18 protein-coding genes and 4 pseudogenes are annotated in these 26,472 nt (G+C 60.0%); 5 read left to right on the top strand and 17 right to left on the bottom strand.

Annotated elements, in window-relative coordinates:
- Window positions 1-143: 143 nt before the first annotated feature.
- From BPNPMPFG_RS40470 to BPNPMPFG_RS40450, 5 genes and pseudogenes are all read right to left on the bottom strand, one after another.
- Window positions 144-298: pseudogene (locus tag BPNPMPFG_RS40470) on the bottom strand (IS6 family transposase); the annotation flags it as partial.
- A 169-nt stretch (window positions 299-467) separates the two neighbouring features.
- A complete protein-coding gene (locus BPNPMPFG_RS40465; protein ID WP_258598550.1) occupies window positions 468-998 on the bottom strand; it encodes a tetratricopeptide repeat protein in 531 nt (176 codons plus the stop codon).
- A 15-nt stretch (window positions 999-1,013) separates the two neighbouring features.
- Window positions 1,014-3,119 (bottom strand): type III secretion system export apparatus subunit SctV, encoded by a 2,106-nt coding sequence (sctV, locus tag BPNPMPFG_RS40460; protein ID WP_258598549.1) that lies wholly within the window; start codon window positions 3,117-3,119, stop codon window positions 1,014-1,016.
- A gap of 418 nt (window positions 3,120-3,537) precedes the next feature.
- Entirely contained in the window at window positions 3,538-4,428 is an 891-nt protein-coding gene (locus BPNPMPFG_RS40455; protein WP_258598548.1) for a SctD/MshK family protein, read from the bottom strand.
- A 405-nt stretch (window positions 4,429-4,833) separates the two neighbouring features.
- Window positions 4,834-5,115 (bottom strand): nodulation protein NopC, encoded by a 282-nt coding sequence (locus BPNPMPFG_RS40450; RefSeq protein WP_258598547.1) that lies wholly within the window; start codon window positions 5,113-5,115, stop codon window positions 4,834-4,836.
- Between the two features lie 794 nt (window positions 5,116-5,909).
- On the opposite strand from BPNPMPFG_RS40450, the gene tnpA reads away from it, so the two are divergent.
- Window positions 5,910-6,374 (top strand): IS66-like element accessory protein TnpA, encoded by a 465-nt coding sequence (gene tnpA / locus BPNPMPFG_RS40445; protein ID WP_258599064.1) that lies wholly within the window; start codon window positions 5,910-5,912, stop codon window positions 6,372-6,374.
- Window positions 6,355-6,774, top strand: coding sequence for an IS66 family insertion sequence element accessory protein TnpB (gene tnpB / locus BPNPMPFG_RS40440; RefSeq protein ID WP_258598546.1), 420 nt, complete (start codon window positions 6,355-6,357; stop codon window positions 6,772-6,774). The genes tnpA and tnpB overlap by 20 nt, the downstream gene beginning before the upstream one ends.
- A 59-nt stretch (window positions 6,775-6,833) precedes the next feature.
- On the opposite strand, the gene istB is transcribed toward tnpB, so the two are convergent.
- The gene (gene istB, locus BPNPMPFG_RS40435; RefSeq protein ID WP_258598545.1) at window positions 6,834-7,595 is read right to left on the bottom strand and encodes an IS21-like element helper ATPase IstB; all 762 of its coding nucleotides are present in this window, start codon (window positions 7,593-7,595) and stop codon (window positions 6,834-6,836) included.
- A gap of 15 nt (window positions 7,596-7,610) precedes the next feature.
- Window positions 7,611-9,150 (bottom strand): annotated as a pseudogene (istA, locus tag BPNPMPFG_RS40430) (IS21 family transposase).
- 231 nt (window positions 9,151-9,381) lie between these two features.
- Here istA and tnpC point away from each other — a divergent pair.
- The 3 genes from tnpC to BPNPMPFG_RS40415 all read left to right on the top strand — a co-directional run bounded on the left by tnpC (window position 9,382) and on the right by BPNPMPFG_RS40415 (window position 18,554).
- Window positions 9,382-10,953 carry an IS66 family transposase gene (tnpC, locus tag BPNPMPFG_RS40425; RefSeq protein ID WP_258598544.1) on the top strand — a complete coding sequence of 524 codons (1,572 nt, stop codon included), beginning with the start codon at window positions 9,382-9,384 and terminating at the stop codon, window positions 10,951-10,953.
- A 1,642-nt stretch (window positions 10,954-12,595) separates the two neighbouring features.
- Window positions 12,596-14,761 carry a T3SS effector XopP-like protein gene (locus BPNPMPFG_RS40420; RefSeq protein WP_319946043.1) on the top strand — a complete coding sequence of 722 codons (2,166 nt, stop codon included), beginning with the start codon at window positions 12,596-12,598 and terminating at the stop codon, window positions 14,759-14,761.
- A 262-nt stretch (window positions 14,762-15,023) separates the two neighbouring features.
- Window positions 15,024-18,554: an indolepyruvate ferredoxin oxidoreductase family protein gene (locus tag BPNPMPFG_RS40415; protein ID WP_413776933.1), complete on the top strand. Its 3,531-nt coding sequence runs from the start codon at window positions 15,024-15,026 to the stop codon at window positions 18,552-18,554.
- Between the two features lie 109 nt (window positions 18,555-18,663).
- Here the strand turns inward: BPNPMPFG_RS40415 and BPNPMPFG_RS43540 are convergent.
- From BPNPMPFG_RS43540 to BPNPMPFG_RS40365, 10 genes and pseudogenes are all read right to left on the bottom strand, one after another.
- Window positions 18,664-18,867: pseudogene (locus BPNPMPFG_RS43540) on the bottom strand (IS66 family transposase); the annotation flags it as partial.
- A gap of 576 nt (window positions 18,868-19,443) precedes the next feature.
- A complete protein-coding gene (locus BPNPMPFG_RS40405) occupies window positions 19,444-20,481 on the bottom strand; it encodes an EscU/YscU/HrcU family type III secretion system export apparatus switch protein (protein WP_258598542.1) in 1,038 nt (345 codons plus the stop codon).
- The gene (sctT, locus tag BPNPMPFG_RS40400; protein ID WP_258598541.1) at window positions 20,478-21,296 is read right to left on the bottom strand and encodes a type III secretion system export apparatus subunit SctT; all 819 of its coding nucleotides are present in this window, start codon (window positions 21,294-21,296) and stop codon (window positions 20,478-20,480) included. The genes BPNPMPFG_RS40405 and sctT overlap by 4 nt, the downstream gene beginning before the upstream one ends.
- 8 nt (window positions 21,297-21,304) lie before the next feature.
- On the bottom strand, window positions 21,305-21,553 hold the full coding sequence (locus BPNPMPFG_RS40395) for an EscS/YscS/HrcS family type III secretion system export apparatus protein (RefSeq protein ID WP_413776932.1): 249 nt from the start codon (window positions 21,551-21,553) through the stop codon (window positions 21,305-21,307).
- Window positions 21,554-21,582: 29 nt separating this feature from the next.
- Window positions 21,583-22,249 (bottom strand): annotated as a pseudogene (sctR, locus tag BPNPMPFG_RS40390) (type III secretion system export apparatus subunit SctR).
- Window positions 22,242-23,318, bottom strand: coding sequence for a type III secretion system cytoplasmic ring protein SctQ (sctQ, locus tag BPNPMPFG_RS40385; protein WP_413776973.1), 1,077 nt, complete (start codon window positions 23,316-23,318; stop codon window positions 22,242-22,244). The pseudogene sctR and the gene sctQ overlap by 8 nt, the downstream one beginning before the upstream one ends.
- Before the next feature lie 26 nt (window positions 23,319-23,344).
- Window positions 23,345-23,881 (bottom strand): hypothetical protein, encoded by a 537-nt coding sequence (locus BPNPMPFG_RS40380; RefSeq protein WP_183465591.1) that lies wholly within the window; start codon window positions 23,879-23,881, stop codon window positions 23,345-23,347.
- The gene (gene sctN, locus BPNPMPFG_RS40375; RefSeq protein ID WP_280515985.1) at window positions 23,857-25,215 is read right to left on the bottom strand and encodes a type III secretion system ATPase SctN; all 1,359 of its coding nucleotides are present in this window, start codon (window positions 25,213-25,215) and stop codon (window positions 23,857-23,859) included. The genes BPNPMPFG_RS40380 and sctN overlap by 25 nt, the downstream gene beginning before the upstream one ends.
- On the bottom strand, window positions 25,212-25,835 hold the full coding sequence (sctL, locus tag BPNPMPFG_RS40370) for a type III secretion system stator protein SctL (protein ID WP_183455251.1): 624 nt from the start codon (window positions 25,833-25,835) through the stop codon (window positions 25,212-25,214). The genes sctN and sctL overlap by 4 nt, the downstream gene beginning before the upstream one ends.
- Window positions 25,832-26,464 (bottom strand): nodulation protein NolU, encoded by a 633-nt coding sequence (locus BPNPMPFG_RS40365; RefSeq protein ID WP_319946042.1) that lies wholly within the window; start codon window positions 26,462-26,464, stop codon window positions 25,832-25,834. The genes sctL and BPNPMPFG_RS40365 overlap by 4 nt, the downstream gene beginning before the upstream one ends.
- Between the last annotated feature and the right edge of the window lie 8 nt (window positions 26,465-26,472).

The raw sequence follows: 26,472 nt of genomic DNA, 5'->3' as shown, positions 1-26,472 counted from the left end.
AAGATAGCGCTTGTGCCGCGCCATGTCGCATCATAGATGCGCCCCGCATAACCACCAGGCCGGGGACGCCGCAGCAGATTGCCGCTTCGCTGCAAGAGCCGCCGCCCCGCGCTGCAATACCGTCTCAAATACTTTGTCGATCATCGCCTGCTCGGTCGTCGAATGTACTCGATCCGGAACTTCCTGACCCAACGACGGATTGTATCGTAGGGGACCACAATGCCGCGCTCCAGCAGCATTTCGTCAACCAGACCCAAGCTCAGCGGAAATCGGAATAAAGCCGGACCGCGTGAGCAATGACCTCGGGCGGCGGTGGCGATTGTAGCTAACGGGCGAACCGTTCATACCGTCGCCCTATGCTCCAAAAGCTGACCGCCAGTTAACGTAACACCGCCTACATACCTGCTGTGTCTGCTTGTGTAGGTCCAATGCCGTCACAGCTCGCGTACAGCGCTCCCGCTATGCCTCTATCGCGATGGTGCCAACGCACTCCGTTTGGACTTCCCGTCAAACGCTAGCGACAGGTTGAGATTATGGTGCAACATCTGATTCTCTGGCTCTGCTTCGAGAGCTTGGCGGTATAGCGCTTGTGCCGCGTCATGCCGCCCCTCGTTATCCAAGACAACTCCCTTCGCATTCAATGCACGCAAATTTCCTGGGACGGCAACTAAGACGCTGTCGAGTACCTGAAGCGCCTCATGCGCGCGTTCCTGCGCCAGCAAGGCCTTCGTAAGACGGATTGCCGCATCGACATTGTCCGGATGCTGCTTCAGATCATCCCGCAAAGCCTGCACTTGAGAATCCTGACTGACTGCGCGCCAAATGCGTTCGCGCATAGCCGGATCGATGTTATTGGCGCCCAGCAACTCTGGTGGCGATGTCTCCTTCACTGAAAGACCCGGCTTATTCCAGCTAGCGCAACCCGCGAGAGGCAGAATGGCGAGCACTGCGAAGAGAACTGAGTACGGCGCAGCGACTGCATTCTCATGTGAATTCATGCTTGGTTTTCCCTATCATCGAGCGCTTTGGCTGTCAGTTGGCGGCAACGCCGATATTGCGCGGTTTCCGTGACGTTCCAATATTGGTTCCAGTCGGAGCTTGATCGATCCGGCGGGCTGAATCGTGAAGTCGGAGGCGAGGTCCTGATAAGACAGAACAGCAAGATCGATCCCGTTTCGGCTTAGAAAACCGCGGACGAAACGTCGGACATCCATTGAAGTCAATACGACAGGGAGGGTCTGACCCGGTGCTGCGCTGGAAAGGATCTGACGCATCTGCGACAGCAGCGCTTCGCTTTGCCGATCCTCTAACACGAGATATGGGCCTGCAGCCGAATCCCGAACGGCGCTGCGCATGAAATCCTCAGTCTCACGTTCGATAACGAAGGCGGGCACGATTCCGTGTGTGGCATAGCGGTGACAGATCTGCCGCTTCATGCCAGAACGAACGTATTCCGTGAGCAGTGCGACGTTTTGCTCACGTTCGCTCCATTCGGCCAATGCCTCCAAGACGAGTCGGGTATTGCGGATGGGGATACCTTCATCCAGCAGGCGGCGCAGCACATCGGCAATCCGAGGGATCGGCGTGGTGCGCAGCACCTCCTTCACCAGATCAGCGTATTCCTGCTCCATGCGACCCAGCAAATGGCGGGTTTCTTGGATGCCCACCAAGCGCGGTGCATAGCGGGTCAAGGTCGCATGGATACGCAACGCGAGGCGTTCGCTGGGACGGTGATGCCCGATGCCGGCGGCATTGAGAGCCGGCGCATGGCTTTGTTCGACCCAGATTTTGTCCATTTCTGGATCATGCCGAAATGGGATGCCGCTCGATTCAATGCTCGCCAGATCGTCTGTGAGGGTGAGCTGTGTCGGATTAATCAAATCCTGTTCGACTGGCACGCCCTCGACATCTATCCTGAATTGCGACTCGGGCAGCTGCTGGTCGACCGCGACCGGGATGCGCGGAACGACAATGCCGAGATCGGCTGAGACTAGTTGCGAAACGCGTGCAATGTGCTGTTGTAATTCAACTTGGTCGATCGCATGCGTAAGGCTCGGCGCAAGGAAGAAGGCGATCGGACATGCCTCTGCACGGACGGTTTCCTTCTCTACTGGCGCTGCAGTTGCAGCATCGACCTTGCCGGCGCCCGGCACATCACCCTTGACAATGCTTGCCGCGGCGAAGACTGCGGCCAAGATCAGAAAGACGGGCAGGGGGAAACCAGGAACGAACCCCATCACAACCAAGACGCAGGCCGCCAGCCGCAATGCTCGCTTACTGGCGGTGAGTTGCTTGACTATGTCCGTACCAAGGTTGGAACTTGCAGCCCCAGTTACGCGAGTGACGATGGTCGCCGCCGTAATTGAGAGCAGCAGGGCCGGAATCTGCGAGATCAACGCATCACCTATCGTCAGCAGAGTATAGTGATGCAGCACCTCGCCGAACGACATGCCCTTCGAGAGCAGGCCGATCGAAATCCCACCCAGCATGTTGATGAAGATAACCACCAGCCCGGCAATGGCGTCGCCCTTCACAAATTTCATCGCGCCATCCATCGCGCCATAAAGTTGGCTTTCCCTCTCCAATGTGGCGCGCCGCCTGCGCGATTCGTTGGCATCGATATGGCCGTTGCGTAACTCTGCGTCGACCGCCATTTGCTTGCCCGGCAGAGCGTCGAGCGTGAAGCGCGCCGCCACTTCTGCGACACGTTCGGCGCCCTTCGCGAGGACCATGAATTGCACCATGGTCACGACCAGAAATATGACAAAACCTACGACGATATTGCCTGAGATTACGAAATCGCCGAAGGTGTGGATGATGCTACCTGCCTCCCCCTCGGCCAGGATCAGTCGCGTCGTTGCGATGGTGAGCGCCAGACGGAATACCGTGGATATCAAAATGACGCCGGGCAACGACGAAAAATCGAGTGGCGTGCTGACATACAGGGCGACCAATAGCAGCAGTATGGCCAATCCCATATTGAATCCGATCAGCGTGTCGATCACCATGATCGGGATTGGCATGACCATCATAGCTACGGCTAGAAGCAGCATCAACGCGACCATTAAGTCCGGGTTGGCCGGCGCACGCTCGATGAAGTTACGCAAAACGTTGGCCATCCGAGGCCCCTCTATGATGGTTTGAGAATTGCTCTGCTGCTACGCAGCTTTCGAAGACCCATCAGAGGGCATCGCTTGCGCTTGAGAACGAGAGGCAGGCACGAGGACGGCTTGCCAGGAGGTACCCAGTCTGTCCAGAACCGTAAGGGCATCACCGCTGATAACCTTCGAGATGAACGCATACGCGAAAAGCCGCAGCAGCTGTATATCCCGAAAACTACCGTGGGCAGCGAGCCGCAACCGGAGCAGCTAGCCTTTGATCAAGCTGCTCCGGTTCTGCCGGAGCAGCACAATTCGCCGTAACTCGTCCCGCGGGACGACGATGCCTTCACGCACCGCACGATAGCGAGGCAACAGGATAGATGGGGCAGCTTGACCATGGCGTTCTCCTTAATATGGCCTGCGAACTTGGAAATCATTAATACGAGAGAGCAGCAAGGCGGCCATTTCGGCTGAGCAGCACACGACGGTCCTCGATCCGATCGACCATCCACCCATCATCCAAAATGGCGCCGACAAAATACTTCTCACCAGCGATTACGACATACGGCAGGGGCCCGCGCCAAACAGCTTCAACGGCGATTGCGGATGGCGCCTTCTCCTCTTTGATGACCACTCCATTGACCAGTGTTAGAGCGCCCTTCGTGCGATGATCGAACCACTGCTGAACCTTCTGCCAACCAATGACCGATGCAGACGTGACGGTCCCTTCAGCGGTCACAACACCCTTTGCGGAGCCGATCTTAATATCGAGCAGGCCCGCTTTGTCGACTTCCTGTTGCAGGTCTTTGGCCGCTGCCACGTTAGTCTGATCGTCAGCGCGGTTACTGCTCAGCTTGGACTCAAGGTCGGCACCAGGTGAATTGGCGCTCAATGCACCAGCGTTGCCGTAGTAGGAGAAAATGGCCGAGAGCGCGCCCATCCCGAGAGAGCCGAGTAACACCAAGGCAAGCACGGAGATGGAAAGACGTGGTATGCCGATCGCACTGGCTGGCGCAGCATCCTGCACTGACCAGAGAATGGACATCGCGCCTGCATGAATGACGACCGGAAGGGGCACCACAACGCACTCCCCTGCCGCAATATTCCTGTTGTCTTCCATCCTGAGGCCGGCTGCAAGCGCCTCGACCTCGATCGAATTGCCAAGAAGAGTCATACGAAAATGATGCGGCGCGAGTCCTTGCTCGACGAAGATTATATCCGCATCGAGGCCACTGCCGATCAAGCCCGTTTCTAGAGCCGCCTTACCGGTCAGTCCGCAATAGAGCCCCGACAGAACTTCGAAATGAAGGGAAACGGCGTCATTCAAGGATGATCTCCCGAACAAGAAGAGAAGCCGCACGGCAATTGCCATGCGGCTCATCTTGGTTCCACATCGCGCCACCTGGGGGGCACGTTCGGGGCTACTCTAGAGCCCCGCTTCCGACACTACTGAACGCGTTCGTCGGCCGCCTTCTTGATTGTGTTGAGGTTGGTCGTAAGAGTGCGCAGCTGGATACTCCTAGCCGTAGCCTCCAAGCTAACCGCCGTTAGCTCCGCGAGTTGCGCCTGGAACGCGGCAGCCCCAGCAGCTTTGGTAGCTACGTCTACAGCACCTGAAGCGGCAGTACCAGCCGCACTCGTAGCAGTACCTACTTTACTCATGTTGTTTTCCTTTCTGTTCAAACTGTGCCGTCACCAACAGCACGCACCTCCTGACGCGGACCATCCGACGTCAGGCATCCTCTTCAGTTTCTGCCATAGCATCCTCCGCTTCATCCATGGCATCGCTTGCAATTTGCAGCGCAACCGCACGAAGAGTGCTTTCGAACTCGCTTTGAACTGCAGCTTGGTCAGAAATGGTTGGACGATCCGCCGGTTCGCTCCCGCCAACCGGCCTGCTCTGACCAGAAGACCCGGTGGATCCTTGATGCGGCTGTCCATCCGAATGTCCATGGCCCTTTTGGGCCAAGGAAACACCGATGTTGCCACCTCCACTACCAATTGCTGCGACCATCAGTTACTCCGGCATCTGTTTCCATTGGCGGCGACGCGTAACAAGCTCAATCTCCTCAAGCTATGAGCGTGAGCTTTCGAGAAGCTGACGAGTCTCAACAAAATGCGGCGCTACCGCAAAATAAATGGTCGTGCACGATCTGGCCTTCGTGCGCGGCAAGGTCATGATGTGGACAGTCGGTTCTAGCGCGGCAGTTGTAGTGACGCGAATGATGTTGTCGCCTTAAGATGGCGCAAAGAAAGCCAGGACATGTCAGGCCGTGACTGAGCGCCCACCGTCGGTGCGGTCCTCCTCACAGGTGACGCCGGTTGCCGCCTGCCATCAGGCTGTGCTGTGGCCGTACTCCTGCTCTCCGCTCTCTCTTAGTCACCGATTGCACGCACGCGACGCCTGTTTGTGCCGGTATTAAACGTCTGCGATCCGCGCGTCGGCCGCCCAACCTACGGCGCTACTGCGTGCGCATCACCTGGATATCCATTCGGTCGTCCTACGCTTCCGGCGCGTCCAGGCTGCGCCACTGCGCTATCAATAGCAGCTGCCGGTCAGTGACCCGCCGGCCTGAGCGCGTCTGTGCTCCCCGCCTTCGATGCGAAGTTTTTTCAGCGGGCCACCAACGCAGCTTCGGGGAACTAAACGCGGTGTCCACTGGATCATTGCCATCCTTCTTGCGCGAGAGCGTTGACATCAAGCAGCGCGCCACGCCGGAATAGAGTAAGCGCGAATTTCTCTGCACCTTTTTCCATTGAGCGTGTTTTGGCATGAAGTGTCCACTTAACGGAGGTGGACACCAAGTGATTGAGGACGATGAACAGAAACTGCTGGTGAGGCGGATTTTGCGCAACGGCCGCCGGCGGTACGACCCGGCGTCGAAAGAGCGGCTCGTTGCGGCCTGCCTTGAGCCTGGCGTGTCGGTATCGCGACTTGCGCTTGAACATGGGATCAATGCCAACCTTCTTCGGAAATGGATAAAGACGACCAAAGACGCCGGTGCTTTGCCGCCACCTGCACCGTCTGCGTTCATTCCAGTTCAAGTCACCGCTGCGGACCACAGCCTGCCTATGCAGAGCAATTCGGTGGACAGGCCTGCTGCGCGTGGTGAAGAGCGGCTGTCGAAGTCGGAAAGCATGGGCTCATCGCCACTCCCAGCCAAGGTGAGCGCGTCTTTGCCGAACGGCGTGAAGCTGGTGCTGGAATGCGGTGATGTAGACGCGTTGACGGCGATCATTGGAGCTCTGGGCCATGTTCAGACTGGGCGCTGATCTCAACGTCTACCTGCACCGCGAGCCGATCGATTTTAGGGCCGGCATCAACAGCCTTGCGGTCCTGGTTCAGGAGGTGATGGAGCTTGACCCATTTGCGCCTGCGGTCTTTGCCTTTTGCAATCGCCGTCGCGACCGGATGAAACTCTTGTTCTTCGACCGGTCCGGCTTCGTGCTGGTTCTGAAGCGGCTGACCGAAGACAGGTTCCGATGGCCACGCCGGGAGACGGCGGTGGTTACGCTGACGACCCGAGCAGCTCCATTGGATTCTCGACGGCATCGACATCGATGCAATGGTGCGCCATCCGGTGCGGCAATATCAGGTTGCGGGCTGACGGCTGCGCATTTCGCTGATTGTGAGCAGCCGTTTCAGGCGATGGTGAGCGCTCGTTTCATTTGATCGTGAGCAGGTATTTCGCGCGATCATGAGCGGCCGTTTCGACCGACGTGTTCATTGATTCAGGTGTTTGAGGCGCCGTCAAGAGGGCGGGCGCGGGCATTGTGTTTTCGCATGCTTTCTCCGGTGAGTTGAAGGCGGTGAGCGTTGTGAACGAGGCGATCCAGAATCGCGTCACCGAGGGTGGGATCGCCTATGACGTCGTGCCAGAGTTCCACGGGAATTTGGCTCGTGACGATGGTCGATGCGCGACCGTGGCGATCGTCGAGGATCTCCAGCAGGTCTCGCCGTTCGGACGCGTTGAGAACAGACAGGCCCCAGTCGTCGAGAAGGAGGACTTGAACGCGCCCGAGCGTCTTGAGCAGGCGACCATAGCGTCCGTCACCTCGAGCCAGCGCGAGCGCCTCGAAGAGGCGCGGGACGCGATGATAGAGCACCGATCGATTGTCGCGGCAGGCTTTGTGGCCGAGCGCGCAGGCAATCCAACTCTTTCCCAAGCCGGTTGCGCCGGTGACCAACAGATTCTCATGGCGATCGATCCAGTCGCCGGCGACGAGCCGGGCGAAGACGGCGCGGTCGATGCCGCGCGGGGTGCGCAAATCGACATCTTCCACGCACGCGCTCTGGCGCAGCGCGGCGAATTTGAGGCGTGTGGTGAGCCGTTTGGTGTCGCGCTCGGCGGCTTCGCGATCGACAAGAAGCCCGATTCGCTCCTCGAACGACAGGGCATCGAGATCCGGTGATCGTCGCTGCTCCTCGAAGGCCTTGGCCATTCCGGTCAAGCCGAGTGCGATCAGCCGTTCATGGGTGGGATGGGCGAGCATTGAGAACTCCATGGTTCAGTGGAAATAGCCCTGACCGCGGATGTTGCCGTGATGCAGGGGTTGGTGGTCGGGCGTCTCGTCGAGGAAGGCCCGATCAAGGCCGTTCTTGAGGATCGAACGGATCGAGGCGACGGAGCGTGCCTTGATTAGGATGCCGCGTTGGCAGGCTGCATCGACGCGCGTGTTGCCGTAGCTCTTGGTCAGCGCCAGAATGCCGAGACAGGTGCGAAAGCCCTGTTCGGGATGCGGCCGGTCAGCGATGACAGCCTGGAAGAAGGCGGCGGTGGCGGGACCGATCTTCTCGCCGGCCGCGATCAGTCCCCCCGGCGTCCACTTGCCGTAGCGGCGATGCGCGCTCGGCATGTGATCGGCAACGGTGGTGTGGCCGCGCCGGTTGGGCGCACGGGCGTGGCTGGCGATGCGCTGCCCCTTGTGGAACATCTCGACGGTGTTGTCGGCGATGCGCACATCGACGAGCTCGCGGATGAGGCGGTAGGGCGTGGAATACCAGTGCCCGTCGACCTCGACGTGATAGTCGGGCGCGACGCGGCAACGCTTCCAGCGCGCAAAGACGTATGGCTGGTCCGGCAGTTCTCCCAGCTTCGGCCTGTCGATCTCGGCGAAGAGCTCGGCGCGGCTAGAGCCGAAGCCGCGCATCTGGCGGGCGTTGAGTTCGGCGACGAGCAGGCGGATGGCGGCGTTCAGCTCCGCCAGGGAAAAGAAGCGCTGGTTGCGCAGCCGCGCCAGGACCCAGCGTTGGGCAATTTGCACGGCGACCTCGACTTTTGCCTTATCCTTCGGGCGTCTCGGCCTGGCTGCGAGAACTGCGGTGCCGTAATGGCTCGCCATCTCCGCATAGGTCCGGTTGAGACCGGGGTCGTAGCGGTCGGGGTTGGTGACGGCAGCCCTGAGATTATCGCAGACCACGAACTTCGGCACGCCATCTAGAAACCGGAACAGGTTGTTGTGAAGGCCGATCCAGTCGGGCAGGGTCTCGCTCGGGCACGCCTCGGCATAGGTATAGTTCGAGGCGCCCATCGCTGCGACGAACAGCTTCATGGGACGCGCTTCGCCGGTGATGGGGTCGAAGATGTCGATGGTATCGCCAGCGAAATCGACGAACACCTTCTCGCCGCCCAGGTGCGTCTGGCGCATCGTCGGGCGCGCGCGCCCTTTCCAGGCCTCGAAGGTCGTGCAAAACCAGGTATAGCCAAAGCCGTCTGGATTGGCGGCACGATACTCTTCCCACAGCAGCACCCGCGTGACGCTGCGGCGGCGCAACTCCTTCCACATAGTTCCAGTCGGGAACGGACCGCCGAGGGCTTTGCGACGCCGCCTTCGGTGCCGGAAAGAGAAGGAGCTCAAGGCCTTCGTCATCCATCCCTTCAGGCAGCGGCCAGCTCAGCCCCGCAAGACGGGCACGCCGCAGGTAACCATGCACGACGCCATTGCTCACCCCGAGCGTGCGCGCGATGACGCGTTCGGTCAGGCCCTGGACATGCCTTAGACGTAGAACTTCTCTGATCCGGCGCATCGACAATCTCTGGGTTGGCATCAGGCTTCCTCGTTGCATTGACGAGGCAACCTGTAGCCCGGTTGAGATGTCGGCCGAAGCGTCCACAACCTTCGAGGAGGCCGCTCACGATCGTCTGAAATCGCTGCTCACGATCCCGTGAAATGCGTGCTCACGATCGACTGAAATCCGTGCTCACGATCGACTGAAATACGCAGACGGCTCCCGAATTGTGCGGTTGACGCGTCGGTGCGGTTCAGATTCAAAACTACGATGAATCGACCTGGCGAACCGACTGTTGAGGAGTTGATGGCGCGCATTGCTGTGCTGCAGGCGGAGAACCGTCAGTTCGCAGAACGCGTGGTTAAGCTCGAGGAAGAGTTGGCGCTGGCGCGCTCACATCGTTTTGCGCCCAAGAGCGAAAAGCACGTTGATCGCCTCTTCAATGAAGCCGAACAGGTTGCCGATGAAGACGACGCGGGCAGCGAAGATGGCAATGTCATCGACCTGCCGGACACCGGCTTTCCGTCCACCGAAAAGCCGGAGGCAAAGAAGCGTGGCCGCAAGGCCCTCCCGGAACACCTGCCGCGCGAGCGCGTCGAGTATGACCTTCCCGAAGATCAGAAGGCCTGTCCTTGCTGTCGTCACCGGATGCACCACATGGGCGAGGCCATTACCGAGCAGCTTCATATCGAGGTGAAGGCGAAGGTCCTGCAGAATGTGCGCTTCAAGTATGCCTGCCGCCATTGCGACCGCACCGGCATCAATACGCCGGTCGTGATCGCGCCGATGCCCGCGCAGCCCTTGCCGGGCAGCATCGCCACGGCCTCGACACTGGCATTTGCTCTTGTTCACAAGTACGTCGACGGCACGCCGCTCTACCGCTTGAGCCAGGCATTCGAGCGAGCCGGCGTGCCCGTCAGCCGCGGCGCTCTGGGGCATTGGGTGATCGGATCGAGCGAGAAGCATCTCTCCCGCATCTATGACGCACTGAAGCTGCGGCTCAGGTCTCAAGCACTCATCCATGGCGACGAGACCACCGTCCAGGTCCTGAAGGAAAAGGACAGGGAGGCCACCAGCACATCATTTATGTGGGCATACCGGAGCGGCGAAGAGAGTAACGAGCCGATCGTGCTGCTCGATTATCAACCGGGTCGCGGCCAGATTTATCCGCAGGCCTTCCTCGGCGATTACCGCGGCATACTGATGAGCGATGGCTATACCGCATGGCGCACGCTGGCAGGGGCCACCCATGTGGGATGCATGGCCCATTCCAGACGTCGCTTCGTCGATGCCCTCAAGGCAAGAAAGAAGGGGGGCGGTCCGCCGGAGCAGGCGCTCAAGTTCTTCGAGCAGCTCTACCGGGTTGAAGGCCAAGCGCGGAACGAAAAGCCGGACAAGGGCGAAACACAAGCCGATTGCATTCGCCGCTTTCGCCAGCAACACAGCGTTCCCATCCTCAATGCTCTCAAGATATGGCTCGACGACATCGCGCCGAAGGTCTTGCCCGATAGCAAGATCGGCGACGCCGTGTCCTACACTCTGAACCAGTGGGAGTACCTGACGCGATACACAGAAGACGGCAGGATGCCGATCGACAACAACCTCCTCGAACGCGATATCAGAATCTTTGCCACCGGCAGAAAATCCTGGCTGTTCAGCGATACCGTGGATGGAGCCAGGGCCAGCGCCGTCATATACAGCCTGATGCTGACCTGCCGCGCCTGTGGCGTCGAGCCCTTGGCCTACTTGCGCCACGTCCTCAGCGAATTGCCGCAGCGCGCCACAGACGCCGACATCACCGACCTGCTGCCCTTCAACTTCGCCAAAACCGCCGCTGCATGATCCGATGCAGCCGTCTGACAGCGACCCCGTCAAACGGGCCGCGTCAACGCGCATGGAAATGAGCGCTTACGGAATAGACGTGGCACGAAGAGAAGCGGCGGTTGCGTTCATTTGGGCCAGGCAGCGCTCGACGACCAAGCGTCTGAGGATCACCGACAACGCTGAACGTATCTCCCCTGCATCGGAGCTAGACCATGACTGGTATTGGCCGAACCGGGAAATCGCCCATTTGGGAACCTGCAGCCGACCGCATCAGGGGAGGGCACGGCTCTCGCGCTGATCTTGTGAGGAGGCGCTGGGGTAGACGCACGTTCATGGGTTGTGGCGGGCTGTCGAGCAAGACTGATATGTTCTCGACGGGAACGTCCAGGATCGCCGCAGTACCAAGGTTGCTAGGCGCCTGCTCATCGTCTGCTGAAGAACAGGCCTGGCACCAACGCGCATCATTACCGACAACTGCGTTCCTACAGAGCGACGAAACGGCAGGTCATCCCGGATGTCGAGCACCGCGCGCACAGGGGCCCTAACATTGGGCCAAGAATTCCCACGAGCCGCTGCGAAAGCGCACGAGCAAGGCTTCCGTTCGCTGGAAAACCTGCAGCACTTCTTCGATCTTCTCGACCTTCCGTAATCTGTTCGCGCAGCCGGCTCAAAGCGCTCCATCGCGTCAACGCTATCGCGGAATGGAAGTTATGGCCCGAGCCCTCGCCTGACATTTCCGTCTGCGCTCCCTTCACGTCCAACTAAGATACCCCAATCGCTAACGCATGAGCCAGGTCGGTTTTTGCGTCCCGAGGAGCCCTTCGTCAGCTAATCGTCAGCTAGGCGGTCTAGACCTGCCACGCCAAGCCAGCCTGAACTCAATGCGAAACATAGGAGTGCGAAGCGTCATGTATGGTCAATTGGTGGCTCGTCCGATGTGCACTACCCCCACTTTGGCTAAGCTGACCTTGGTAACCGCCCGGCGATCGGACGCAGAAGCCAAAGGTTTGCGGACATGGCTGCCCGGATGCGCTTAGCCGGAGCAGGTTCCAGCGGCAGCTCATTTTCGGCGTAAGTGGGCGAACAACCGTGCCGGTGAAGGCAGCAAGCAAGCCCACACTAGTCTCTGCTGAGGACAGAGAGCAGTGGTACAGGGCGCACCAAGCTCCCGCAGGTCAGGGGCCAGATCCACTACGGCTGAGCGACATCAGACCCAACACAATGGGCGCATTCTTGCCAATATCGGAGACATAATATGACGGGCATTGGTCGATCTGGCAGATCGCGCATAGGGAATGCTGGAGCCGACAGCACGTTGGGGGCGAGCAGTTCGCGCTCGCAATCCAGTGTTGCTCCTGGGGAAGGCAGTCAATTGTTCGGATCCGTTGTCGAGCGGATCCGCTCTGGGGCTCAAGATAGAGGGACGTCCTCCGCGCGCGGTGCCGATGATGCCCTGGGCGACGGGTCTTCCGGCCACTCCGTTGGCGCACATCGAACCCTGACTGCTGCGCCACGTGAAGCCGCTGCCCCACCTGCAGCGATTGCGCGGCAACGCGATTTTCCCTCAGTCTCGGAGGGTGGAGCCACGGCGTCCGAGGGCGGAGCTACGGCGCCGGTCGCCAGCCAGCCTCCAAGCTCGAGTGTGGCAGTTCCCATTTCCTTGACAGGCGAAGAAATCAACGCGGCAAAGCTACGAATGCTCGGCCTGCTTAACGAGCTTGACGGTTGCCGTAATGCGGCCCTGCGCGGACACGACTCGTGGGAGGAGGCGCAAGATCAGATGGATCGGTTCATCAATGCAGGCTCGACAGTTCTGAACTACTACGCAAGCCTGCCCCCGGCAGTGGCGCGTAGCATTCTGTCCGACGATCGGGCGCGTGAATTCCGCGACGAAACGCTCAATCGGGCGCAGCACTGCAACATGTTGGCCACCAATATACTCTACGCCTTGCGCGAAAAAAGGGAGGCTGCGGACGCGGTACTCCACAAGTTGCGCGCATCCAACACTCCCCGCGACCCGCTGAGCCGAGCAGTTTCCAGTGTGGCGAAGCACTATGTGGCCCTCATGGAGTGGTGGGAAAAGAAGCTGCGGCGCTGCGAACGGATGCGGTCCGTCTGCGCCGCCACTGCCAACTTACCGAGCGCAACGGCCGAGATGCGAGAGGGCGAACAGGCCGCACTGCGCCTGCACACCGGCTGGGCAGCGAATTTGAAGGTCATGGTGCTGCAATCGCGGGTCGCTCTCGCGCAGATCAAGATTGAGCCGCTGGCGAGCACGTTCGAAGCAGCCGTGAGGGAAATCCTCATAGGTGAGGACCGGAAGGTGCGTCTGCTGGGGACCTTCATCAGCGACGTTTTTCCGGCATTCCACTCGACCGGCGACGCTGTGTTGTCCAGCGAAGGGCGCCCACTCGACGCAGAGCACTGCGCCGTGCTGGAAGGAGTCATGGAGCGGCTTTCGGAATTTGGATTGGCGTTGCACGACATGCTTGCCAAGTTAGGCGATGACCGAACAGGTGCCGGCCTCCCATTGGAACTGTTGGGCCAGATCGTGGACGACGCATGGATCACTGCGCACGAGGTCATGCACTTCCTGGAACTGCAGCCGAAGTCGCCAGCCATCATTGCATCGCCGGCAGCCGCTGGTGCTGCAAAACCGGCCGGCACTGCCGGCACGGCTACAATCGCCGAAACCTTGGCACAACAACTGCAGACCAAAGCCATCATTGGAACGCCGGCCGACGCTCGCGCTGCGATACCGGCCGACACTGCCAGCGAGGCTGCAGGGGCCCAAGGCACTGCAGTGGGCAAGAAACGGAAAGCGAACGGGAAAGGGAAAGGGAAAGACAGGCAGGCCGCCGGTGCTAGCTCTTCGGCCGCCGGCCAGCCGGAGCCGCAAGTCGCTGCAAACGACGGCGACCCGGCGCCAGCAGCCAAGGTTGTCGTGCTTTCCGATCTAGGTACGAAAAAGCTCGTGAGTGCGGAGGAGGCGCCGGATGCGAGTGCGTCGGCGGCGGCACGCTTGGCGATCTGGCAGGCCCCGGCTTCGGAGCAGATGCTGGCACGGTTGGCCGAACTCCTGAAGTTCGATCTGGCTGGTCAGCAAAAGGCCGTCTCGCAAGCGCGCAAGATGAAACCCGAGAACGCCGAACACGTCGTGGACACCGTGGTCGAGCGTCTGCAGACCCAGGCCGCCGAGATGCAGGCCTGTCTGGCCGCGTTTAAGCAGCATGCTAGTCTCCTCCGACTCTCGCCTTCGCAAGTACCCAAAGTGCACGAAGACACACAACAGCTCAAGAAAATGTTGGGCCAGGCGCAGGGACTGGCAAAGGCTTTGAAAGAGCAAAAGGCCACGATTACGATCGAATGCATGAAGACCTACGCATTTCCGTCGCAGAAGTACCTTGAACACTTGCGACAGGCCAAGGAGTTGACGCCTGCGGATCCACCGCAGCCGTTGAGGGGGGAGTCAGGGACGCTGTTCGAGATCCGGCTGCAGCCCAAGGCGCTGCGCAATGGTGCAAAGCCGAAACCGATGTGGGTGCACATCCATACGAAGGAGTCGGTACATGCGGGGCAGTTGGCGACGCTGAATGACGCCGACTTCGTCGCTTGCCACGTCAAATCCAATGAACAGCGCGGCCACAATCGCCAGTGGCAGGACGCCCGGGCTGCGATCGGTCACGAGAACGTCGTAATCCACCGCGGCAAGCTCACCCCTGCGTTCTGCAAGTCCCTGTTGACCGGAGGGCTCAGCGGCCACCCACGCCATCCGCTTGCCGCGGTGGAGCACCGGTCGACACCGGCTGCTCGACACGCGATATAGTCGGGGGCTCGCAGTAAAGTGCCGCTTGTGGTGACACCATGAGTCATACCTCCGAAATCTGGAGGCCAGCGGGTCATTGGTCCAGATGCTGGCAGTTGAGCCTCTCTGGTCTTGAGCCAAACAGCGTATGCCGCGAACTGCACGGGTTGCCGGCCCCGCACCTCAACTATCGCAAAAAGGGCGAGCGGCGCTGGTGCGCGGAACACTCCGGCCAAAACTTGCCTGAAGCGGACGCCCGATTTGAGCTGTCGCGTCGAAGGAATTGCAGATGACGCTTCATGACATTGCGCTCGACGACAAATTCGACCTTTCCAAGGAGCGCATCTTCCTGTCGGGCGCGCAGGCGGTCGTGCGTATGCTCCTCATGCAGCGCGAGCGCGATCGCCGCGCGGGGCTTAACACCGCCGGCTTCGTTTCGGGCTATCGCGGCTCGCCGCTCGGCGGTCTCGACCTCCAGCTCTGGAAAGCCAAACGGCAGCTTGCCGACGCCAGCATCGTTTTCCAGCCCGGGCTGAACGAGGAACTGGCCGCTACGGCCTGCTGGGGTACGCAGCAGACGGAACTGCTCGGCGAAGGCAAATATGACGGCGTTTTTTCGATCTGGTACGGCAAGGGTCCGGGCGTCGACCGCTCCGGCGACGTTTTTCGCCACGCCAATCTCGCCGGATCGTCCAGGTATGGCGGTGTGCTCGCCCTGATGGGCGACGACCACATGGCGGAATCATCCAGCAACGCGCACGCCACCGAGTTCGTGTTCGTCGATACCATGATCCCAATCCTCAATCCGGCGGGCGTGCAGGAACTGATCGAATACGGCCTTTACGGCTACGCCATGTCGCGCTTCGCCGGCACCTGGGCGGCGATCAAATGCGTCAAGGACAATATCGAATCGACGGCTTCGGTGGATGCGTCGCTCGACCGGCTGAACATCATCATCCCCGAGTTCGACATGCCGCCCAGCGGTTTGAATATCCGCCACGAGCTCGACCAGCTCGGCCAGGAAGCGCGTCTGCACGAACACAAGCGTGCCGCAGCGGCGGCCTTCATCAAGGCCAATGATCTCAATCGAATCGTCTATTCGGGCGGCCGAAATCCGAAGATCGGCATCATCACCATCGGCAAGAGCTATCTTGACGTACGCCAGGCGCTGGAGGATATCGGCGTCGACGAAGCCCGCGCCAACCAGCTCGGCGTGCGGCTGTTCAAGATAGGCTGCCCGTGGCCGCTCGACTTCGAGCACATTGCGGATTTCGTGCGTGGCCTGGAGAAGGTGATCGTCGTCGAGGAGAAGCGCTCGCTGATCGAAGTCCAGCTGCGCGAGAGCCTCTACAACACGGCCATGCAGCCCATGGTGATTGGCAAGAAGGACGAGCGCGGCGGCTGGCTTTTCCCGGCCAAGGGTTCCCTCGACCCTAATGATATCGCGATCGCGCTCGGCGAGCGCATCGTCGAGACGATCGGACCGTCGGAGGAGATTTCTGCACGGGTCGCTCGGCTAAAGCAGTTCCAGGCGATGCTTGCCGACAAGAAGGACATTGGCGCGCGCACGCCATTCTTCTGCTCCGGCTGCCCGCACAATTCCTCGACCAAAGTGCCGGAAGGCTCGATCGCCACCGCCGGCATCGGCTGCCACTTCATGGCGCTGTGGATGGACCGCTCCACGGTCGGCTTCACCGCGATGGGCGGGGAGGGCGCGCAATGGGTCGGCCAGGCGCCGTTCTCGACGCGCGAGCACATCTTCCAGAACCTCGGCGACGGCACCTATAACCATTCCGGCTCGCTGGCGCTGCGCTTCGCGCTCGCCTCGGGCGCGAACATCACCTATAAGATCCTCTACAACGACGCCGTCGCTATGACTGGTGGCCAGCCGATCGAAGGCAATCTGACCGTCGACATGATCGCGAGCCAGGTGCACGCCGAGGGCGTCGAGCGCATCGCCATCGTCACCGACGAACCCCGCAAGTATGCCGCCGCCGGGATAGGGTTTCCCGCCGGTTCCACCATCCACCATCGCGATGATCTCGACCTGGTGCAGCGGCAGTTGCGCGAGGTGAAGGGCGTGTCCGTGCTGCTTTATGACCAGACCTGCGCGGCCGAAAAGCGCCGCCGCCGCAAGCGCGGAACCTTTCCGGACCCCGACAAGCGCGTCATCATCAATGAGCTCGTCTGCGAAGGCTGCGGCGATTGCGGCGTCCAATCCAACTGCGCCTCGATCCAACCCGTCGAAACTGAGTTCGGCCGCAAGCGCCGCATTGACCAGTCGAGCTGCAATAAGGATTTCTCCTGCGTCAACGGCTTTTGCCCATCCTTCGTCACCGTGCATGGCGCGAAGATTCGCAAGGCCGAAGGCATGGCAGGAAAATCCGATCCGCTCGAAGGCGTGCTGGAGCCACAGCTTTTTGCGCTCAATGGCGACGGCTGGTCGTCGATCATCGACGGCGTCGGCGGCACCGGCGTCGTCACAGTCGGCGCCATCCTCGGCATGGCGGCGCATCTGGAGGGCAAGGGCTGCGGCATGATCGACATGGCGGGCCTGGCGCAGAAGGGCGGGGCGGTCTTTTCACATGTCCGCATCGCAAAAACCCCTGAGGATATCCACGCCATCCGCGTCTCGGCGGGCAAGGCCGACCTCGTTCTCGGCTGCGACCTGGTCGTGTCGGGCAACAAGAAGGTGCTGGCGGCGGTGCGCGAGGGCCATACGATCTTCGTCGCCAACACCGCCGAGATCATGCCGGGCGACTTCGCGCGCTCGGCCGATTTTTCGCTGCCCGTGGAGCGGTTGAAGGAGGCCATTCGCGAGGCTGCCGGCGAAAAGGCGCATTTCTTCGACGCCACGCGCACTGCGTCAGCGCTGTTCGGCAATTCGCTCGGGGCCAACATGTTCATGCTGGGCTTTGCCTACCAGCATGGCGGGCTGCCGCTGCCGGCGGACGCGATCGAACGCGCCATCGAACTCAATGGCGAGTCGGTCGCCATGAATATCGCAGCTTTCCGCTGGGGACGGCGCGCGGCGCATCAGCCGGATTTCGTCAAAGGAATGCTCGGCCGGCCTGGCCAGGCGGCGGAGCCCGGTATCGCACAGACGCTTGACGAGATCGTCGCGCGTCGAGTGGAGTTCCTGACCGCCTATCAGAACGCCGCCTATGCGAAGCGTTACGCCGATCGTGTCGCGGCCGTCCGCAAGGCCGAGCAGGCAGTCTTGCCGGGCTCCGCCCCGGTCGCCGAGGCCGTGGCGAAAAACCTCTTCAAACTGATGGCTATCAAGGACGAGTATGAAGTCGCCCGCCTCTACACGGACGGATCGTTCCAGCGCCAACTGGCGGCGCAATTCCAAGAATACGACCGGCTGGAATTCCACCTCGCGCCCCCGATCATGGGACGGCGCGGCGCGGACGGAAAGCCAAAGAAATCAAGTTTCGGGCCGGGGATGATGAAGGCATTCAGCCTGCTTGCGTCGCTGAAGGGCCTGCGCGGATCAGCGCTCGATCTGTTCGGCTATTCCGCCGAGCGGCGGACGGAGCGCGGCCTGCTCGCAAGCTACGAGGCCGATGTCGACCGCATCGCCCGCATCCTGACGCCAGCGAAGTTAGAGGCGGCTGCTGCCTTGGCGTCAGTCCCGGCTCTCATTCGCGGCTACGGCCACGTCAAGCAGGCAAGCGTGGAAAAGGCTGCGGGAGAGCGGGCCCGGCTTCTGGCGCGCCTTGAAAGCGCAGAGGCGAAACCGGAGCCGGAACGGCAGAACAAGCCGCTTTCTGTGGCCAGTATATCCCTCTACAATCCGACCTTAACGTAAGATTGCCCCGGTACGCGGATGATCCTCTTTTAGGCGATTGTGGCAAAGCTTGGCTCCCGGCGAGCTCGAACAATTTGCGGCGCGCATGCGCAACCTGCTTCGAGTACCGGCCCCGGCGATCGTAGCGTTCGCCATAGCCGCCATAGGCGTCGGCCTGCAGATCCCGGACCAGGTGCCAAGATGGGCCCGTGGATGTTCGGCACGCCGGTAGCGCGAATAATGAAACAGCTCGGCGGGCGGATCGACACCGCCGAACGCTGACATAGACCCGCAGCCTGCCATTATCGGCCTTGCCCTTGGCGAGGACCGGCACGTTTGTATCGCCGCCGTGCCAGCGGTCGGCGAGGAGGACATGAGGCTCGATCGACGATGGATGGGCACGAGCGCGAATGTGGCCGCGCCAACCTGGTCGGCGAGCGTCGGCAGGCTCAGCGGCACTCCTTCACGCGCAAAACACCCGGTCCTGGCGGTCTAATGGCCAAGGTCTCTCAAGTCGCCGCGATCGAGGTCGATCCGGTGATACGCCCTCCTGCATCCGTCTGCCCGGTGGCACTACGCGTGCAGGGATATCGGACGAGCCACCAATTCGACCATACGAGGCGGTCGCCTACTAGGCCGGCTTCGGCTACAAGGCGAAAGCCTTCGCGAGGATTGCCGCATCCTTGGGCTCAAGCCCATCCGCATCAAACCTACACGCCAAGACCAACGCAAGGCCGGGCGCTTCATCAAGCGTGGTCTTGGGGAGCCTATGCCGTCCCATGCCCGACTTCCCAGCGCCGTCGAGCCGCCTGCCTGGCTTAATGGCTAGTGGAACAGTCCCGCAGCCTAAACCCACAACGCCAATCAGCAGACTCGGCCTCACCGAGGACAGCCTGTTGAGGCGCCACATCTAGGCTAAGCCTGCGGCGAAGAGTGCTCTCGCGACGGGCTCGAAATGTTGCCTGGGAACGGCGTTGCCCAGTTTCGTCGCGCTGATGAGCTGATGCGCTAGGACATGATCATCAAAAATAGTGAGATGTAGGGCCTGCGCCTCACAGAACATGTGCGAAGCGGCCTCGCCCTCGGCGCGGCAAACTAGGACCGGCACCCCGGTCTCACCACGAATGTAGCGAAGACCGACCAGTATCGCCTTTCCTCTGAAGATCAACGTGGCGCGATTCAACCCAAGCGGAGGCTCCCCCGCCGTCTCGTCGCGGATGCGACGCCGTTCACTCTTCAACTCTGGCGTCCCCTGCTGTTCCTTCAACTCGCGCGTCACTTCGGTCTTGGTCATGCGCATTTCGCGCAGAAACAACGAACGCTGCAACAGGAGATCGATCAGCCCGCCCACCAGAAGTGCACCGGCGCCAATCCCCATCAGCAGTTTCGCCTCCGTAAAGACCAAGCCGAGACAGCCCATGCCGCAGACTGGCAGATAGATCACCGTCTTCCACATGCCGAAAAGCAAGATAAGAAAGGTGGTGCTGAGGACCACTACCTTAAACAGTGTCTTCCCAAGCTCGACTGCTGAACGCGCAGACACCATGCGTTTCAGCCCTTGAAAAGGGTCAATCTTCTCAAACTTGGGCTTCATAGGCTCGAGAGAGAAGACAAATCCACCATTGGCTATCAATCCCGCCGAAATTACCGCGGCGACGAGAGCTCCAAGCAGCGGGCCAACGGCCCCCAGGGTGAGTTCGATCAGCAGGACCAATGCCTGCCGGACCGCGATATCGAAAGGAAGGTTCTGCAGCTTGTCGACCAATAATAGCGCTTCCTGGCATTTGTCTTCGATCACGCTCCCTCTCAGCCAAAGGTAGCCGAACCCAGCGCAAGTGCCGGCCGCGCGGACGAAATCGGCGCTGCGCGGTATCTGCCCGTTTTTGCGCGCTTCCCTTAGCTTCGTCGGGGTGGCGGCGTGATTCTTTTCTTCACTCGTGTCGCTCATTTCAGCAACTTGCCGAACCACTCAAGCGCGCCATTCGCTTGTGCAATCTCCAGTTTCATGCCCTCGACCAGATAGGCGGTGTAGGTGACCATGATAATCGGAAAGCCGATATTCTTGAGCGTCGGGGACAGTTGGCTCGACTTGAATTGCGGCGCAAAGCGACGAAGTATCATCATTGATACATCCACCAGCAGCAGGAAGATCACTACGGGGCCGGAGACCAATAATGTCGTGCGCATAATGTGGTCGAGGAGCCCTAATAGCTCCATTGCTCCTTGCGGGCTCAATGTGGGGTGAAAACGAAAAACGGGCCAGATCAGGTAGCTGCCATAAAGAGCACTGATGACAGCCTCCATACCTCCTGATGCGACGAAGATCGTAATTGCAGTGATCCCGAGAAAAACGCCCATAGCGGAAGCCTGGCTGTTCGTCGCGGGGTCGGTCGGAGCGGACGGGCTGGAGATGCCACGTTGGTTATCGATAAACTCACCAGCCGCCTGAAGGCCCCATAGGGGGATGCCGAGCAAAGTGCCAAGTAGCACGCCGACAAAAACCTCCTTCAAACCGAGCAGAGTTACATGGATTAGAACCGTTTCAGGATCCAGCGCGCGCAGCCCGTCGCTCACCTGTGCCAAGCACGGCAGTCCGAAGGCAACAGCCAGGCAGCTGCGGATCAGCCCACCGACCTGAGATCGTGTAAATACAGGAAGTACCAGCATAATGCCTATCGCGCGGGCTGCGCCAAGACTGGCCGCAACGACGAGCTCGAGAGCCGCATGGATCAGGATTTGAATCTCGCCCGATGACGCATACATGGCGGAGGCTAGTAGCTTGGTGTCATTGCGGGAAACTCAGTAAAGATCTGGTCGGCTAGCTCTATGAGCGGAGCGCTCAGCACAGGGGCAAACAGGCCAATTACCGCGACAACGACCAGAAGCTTCACCGTGAGCGGCAAGCTTTCATCCTGAATCTGCGTTGCCGCCTGGATGATGCCAATGCCCAGGCCAACAACCACCGATGCAATGAGCGGCGGCAGAACCCAGATCATGAAAACCATCAAAGATTGGCTCATAAGTGTGACAATAGTCGATTCAGTAATAGTTAACCTCCCGGTATCGTGTAACTCAACACAAGTCCGTGCATCAATCTCGACCAGCCATCAATAGCGACAAACAAAAATAGTTTGAAAGGTACAGATATAACCGTAGGGGATACCATTGACATGCCCATCGCCATCAAGATTGTCGTTACGATAAGATCGATGACGATAAAGGGCAGATAAAGGAGAAAGCCGATTTCGAATGCACGCTTGAGTTCTGAAATTAGAAAAGATGGTACGAGAATGGCAAAATCATCAGGTGTGGCTTTTGGCGCGCATTTCCTCTGGCCAGACTTTTTCAGTCGAGGAAAGGAAAAATCGCCGCTGCTCTTCGTTCGTGAACTTCTTGAGATGATCGCGCAAGGGTTCACTTCCTTCTTGAGCGGCGCTTATCCAGTCATCGATCGTCTGATAACGCAGTTTCGGATCTGTGAGGCGATCATAGGTCTGTTCAATAACAGGCGCGCTAACGAACATGGTGAGGATCAATGCCGCGGCGTATAGTACCACGTTCGGTGGTATCGTCTGGGTCCCGAGCGCATTGCGGACGAGGAATAGAACAACCGATACCTTTACGAACGCCGTCGTCGTGGCGACTGCTAAAACCAGCAGCCCGAGTCCGGCGGTAACCGCAAGAAGCGTCAGGACGGCCGGCTGAATCTCAGTCATTGCATGCCAATCTGCCGCAGAGTCTGATGCCCAGCTCATCTCCGATGCGCACAATGTCGCCACGCCCGATACGCCGACCATTAGCAACTATGTCGACTGGACCATCGATCGGCCGACCAAGTTCGAAAACATGCCCTTCGCCGGCACTCCTCAATTCTCCTAGAGGGATAGGCCAGCGGCCGCATTCAAAGACAAGCACGATCTCGATTTCGTCGAGATCGGCTTCCGACGGCCCTAGTTGAGATTCGGGTTGTTTCATATGCGCATTCTCCAACGGGCACGATCGCGGGCGGAAAGGCGCCCGCAGGATTAGGTGGTCGCCCTCAAGATCTGCCTCGGTCCATAACTGCCCCACTGATAGGGTGATCTGGCCACGGCCGAACGGCGCTATGTCTGGTATCAGAGCATCACCGGCACATGCTCTTCGAAGAAGCGCCGCCGGAACGCGAAGCGTGCCGATCTCTCCTGCAACTATGACCGGAAGCTCTGTGGAAAGCCCGCGCGGCTGTCGCGGCAACTGCCCAATCAGTACGCCCAAAGCGCGGAACGCAGACGGCACCAAGCCATCAAGAGGCGAGAACAGGGACAGACGACCCTTGCCACTGACGGGACCGAAGACGATATCCAGCTCGAGATAAGGTGCCGGTGTCATGGCTTCACGCACGCAAAGGAGGTGCACGCTCCGCTGTGTCCTGTGCTCCAGGCGAGCTATCAGCGGCTCGAGTGCAAGTTCGAGAATGAGCGAAGCAGTTGGCTCGGAAGGGAAAGCAAGGCCACTCTGCACGGTCGAGACGAGCGCCTCTACAAGCGGTCGGGACAGCGACAAGACGACCGTTTCACCTCCCACCCGCCAAATGCAGTCAAGCATCGGAATGGCAGTAGGTTCCTGCTGCCACACAACTCCGCCCATCCGCAGCGATAGCGACTTGTCGCCCATCCGGCTCTGAAACGGCGTGCGGGAAGTCGCTATATCATTGAGCCACGAGGCGACCTCGTGGGACAGTGTTAGCGCTGGTTCGAGTATAGCGGGTCTGACCACAGTGGTTACCAAAGCGGCTCTAAACTGCACGAGCGCGTCATTCACAGAACCTGCGGTTATCGGATCTGGCTGCGCGACATCTGGGCGAGAGAAACCCTCCCATACCGAAGCAACATTTCATCGTCGGCCTCTATCTCGCCTGCGGCATCCGACTGAATATCGACGGCGCGCCTGACGTCATCGTCGATTTGTTGCCATTTGTGCGTTGCCGCCGAACATCTGACCCATAGCTCCCTCTTCTCAGATGCCGCTATCTCGGCCTTTTCTTGAGCAAGGCGTGCATCATCAAGCATCTGGCGTTTGAAAGCGATCTCAGCCGCAAGCCGCTCAATACAAAGGTCGTGACGGTCGAGTGCTGCGCTGGACAAGCTGTCGAGCGTCATCAGCTCTTGGTAGAGCGCTGCTTCGGCCGAAGCGCAATGTTGCTGTGCGATTGCAAGCCCCTGCGAGGCATTGTGTACGGCTAAGGTGGCCATATGGCGCTCGGTTTCCTTCCTGGACAGCTCCCTACGGGCACCACGCTCTTGCATTTCCTTCAGGAGCCGTAATCTCGAAGCCTGAACACGATTCACGCGGTCAGACGCGACATCCATGCGACCGTCTCCTCGAAATGCGATGCCTCGCCTTCGGTCTGGCACAAAAATTCCCTCAGCTCGCCAATCGACGCGACAGCCCGGTCAGTTAGGGGGTCGCCGCCTTGCTTGTATTCGCCGACATTGATCAAAAACTCGTTCTCGGCATAGCGCGACAGGAGATCGCGGAAGAAGGATGCTGCCTTGCGATGTGTCCCAGAAACGACCGCATCCATCACGCGGCTGCGACTCTGCAGCACATCGATAGCGGGGAAATGCGATCGCGCCGCGATAGCGCGTGAGAGGACGACATGGCCATCGAGAATGCCGCGCGATTCCTCGGCGATTGGATCACCTGTGCCATCACCTTCGACAAGCACAGTGTAGAAGGCCGTGATCGAGCCGCGCTCACCCATGCCGGCCCGCTCCAGCAGGCCTGGCAGCATGCCAAAGACGGAAGGAGGAAAGCCCCGTCGGGTCGGCGGCTCACCAGCAGCGAGGCCTATTTCTCGCATGGCGCGGCAGAAGCGCGTCAGCGAGTCCATCATGAGAGCGACGCGTAGTCCCTGTTCGCGAAAATATTCGGCGAGCGCAGTCGCCATAGGAGCACATTGCGCCCGCTCCACTGCTGAGCGGTCGGACGTTTCAACGACAACGACCGTACGGCGCAGGCCGGCCTCCCCAAGATGCCGCTCGATGAATTCACGAACTTCACGTCCGCGTTCGCCTATGAGGGCGACTATGACAACGTCAGCGGCGGCACCTTTTACGATCTGCGACAATAACGTCGACTTGCCACAACCAGGCTCGCCATAGATCCCGATTCGCTGGCCCTCGCCGCATGTCAGGAGACCATCCAGGGCACGGACTCCGAGCGGGAATGGCCGCTCAACAATGCGCCTTGTCATCGGATTGGGTGCCCTGCCGCGCAGCGGACGAGTTTCGGCCGTTTTAACTTCGCCTTTGCCGTCAAGTGGACGGCAACGGCTGTCAATCACGCGGCCGAGCAAATCGGGGCCGACTGGCACTTCACGCATTCGTCCGGTGGCCACGACTTCTGTGCGGCTGGACAGGCCGACCAAGTCGCCGATCGGCGTAAGCAACACCCCATCATCCAACAGGCCGATCACCTCGGCTTCCAGCGACAGACCGGTTCGCGGATCCTGTAGGAGACAAAGTTCCCCAATACGAGTGTCCGGCAAGACAGCGTGGACCAGTGTACCGATAGCCCGCGTGATCCGTCCGCGCACCACACGCGTGTCGATTTGCTTTGCTGCAGACCTCAAAGACGAGATCGCCGGATCGGGAGCCCGGATGCCGGCGAAATTATTATGCTCTGGTACCGGCGTGGTCACGGTTCGCCTTCCTCAGAGAGCAACCCGAAGCCGAGACGCAGCGCGCGCATCTGTGCGTCAAGTCCCAGATCGACATTGCCATACTCGCTCCACAGCACGCACTGTTGAAGCGACAACGTCGGATCCGGATCGATCCGAACCCTCGGCCGACCCTCCCTTCCGTCGCATCCAGCAAACTCGCGCGCGAGCATATCGACTTGCATGGGGCATACATGAAGGCAAACTTCCGCGCCGCTGTATTTGCGCTCAATGGCGTGACGAACAGCCCTCACCAACAGCTCACCCGGGTCGAAAGCGCCCAGAATATCGCTTAGGACCTCCATCACGAGCTGTGGCAGTTCCTGCTCCAGAACCGCCTTTCGTTGCGCCACTTCGGAGACTGTCCCCGCAATCAGCCGTGCCAATTCCTCCGCGCCTGCATTCAAACCCTCGATTTGGCCGCGCGCCCGCTCACGCTGATAAGCGGCGCGTGCCCAACTGCGAACCCGCTGCTGATGCCGTTCTGCCGCAGCGCGCGCTTCTGCGGCGCACTGCCAGATTTCGAGCTCACTTGCCGGGATCAGTGGCCCAACTGGGCGCATTTGCGGTGCGACGGGCGCCGCGGAAACATCGGCTGTCATAGCGCCGGGATCTCCGTCTCAAAATGGGCTAGCACGAGCGAAAACAACTGGCCTGAGGCATTGCCGTGCTCGGGCGCTGGATTCTCGGCGGCTGTCCCGAGGGGCAACCGTAGAAGCACGCGGTTACGCTCAAGCACTGGACTCTGATCGAGCCAAGCACCAAGGCAGGCATGTCCATCGTGTTCAATTTTGAGCGCGAGTTTTTTCGGATCAGCGATCAAACTGCCTGTGATCGCATACGCCAGATGTCGGATGCCAAAAGCGTGCGCATCAGCGCCGATATGTTCAACTAGCACCGTGAGGTGACGTTGTGAAACAAGCTTCAGCAGCGAACGAGCATGCCAAACACTGCCCGCAAAGAGGGCAGCCCGACGCGGGTCATGCCCCTGCAGAAGATCCGGCCCCCAGCCGCATCCGTTCGAATCCGTGTCATTGTCAAGCAGCAATTCTGCCAATTTTGGCTGCAGCCTGGCACAGGTCTGCAGCTGCACCACTGTCGCAGCCGATAACGTCGGATCCAGACAGGCGGCAATACGAGTCGGATGGGCCGAAGCAGCAAGCTTGCTCCAGTACACGGAACGTAATTGCGACGAATGATCGCGATCGCTAGTCTGCATCGAAATGGGCATTGAGAATA

Origin of the sequence: Mesorhizobium sp. AR07, from assembly GCF_024746815.1 — a bacterium.
In the GTDB taxonomy this organism is placed as follows: domain Bacteria; phylum Pseudomonadota; class Alphaproteobacteria; order Rhizobiales; family Rhizobiaceae; genus Mesorhizobium.
Note: the sequence above shows the minus strand (reverse complement) of the source record. Positions and strands in the feature narration are given on the sequence as shown.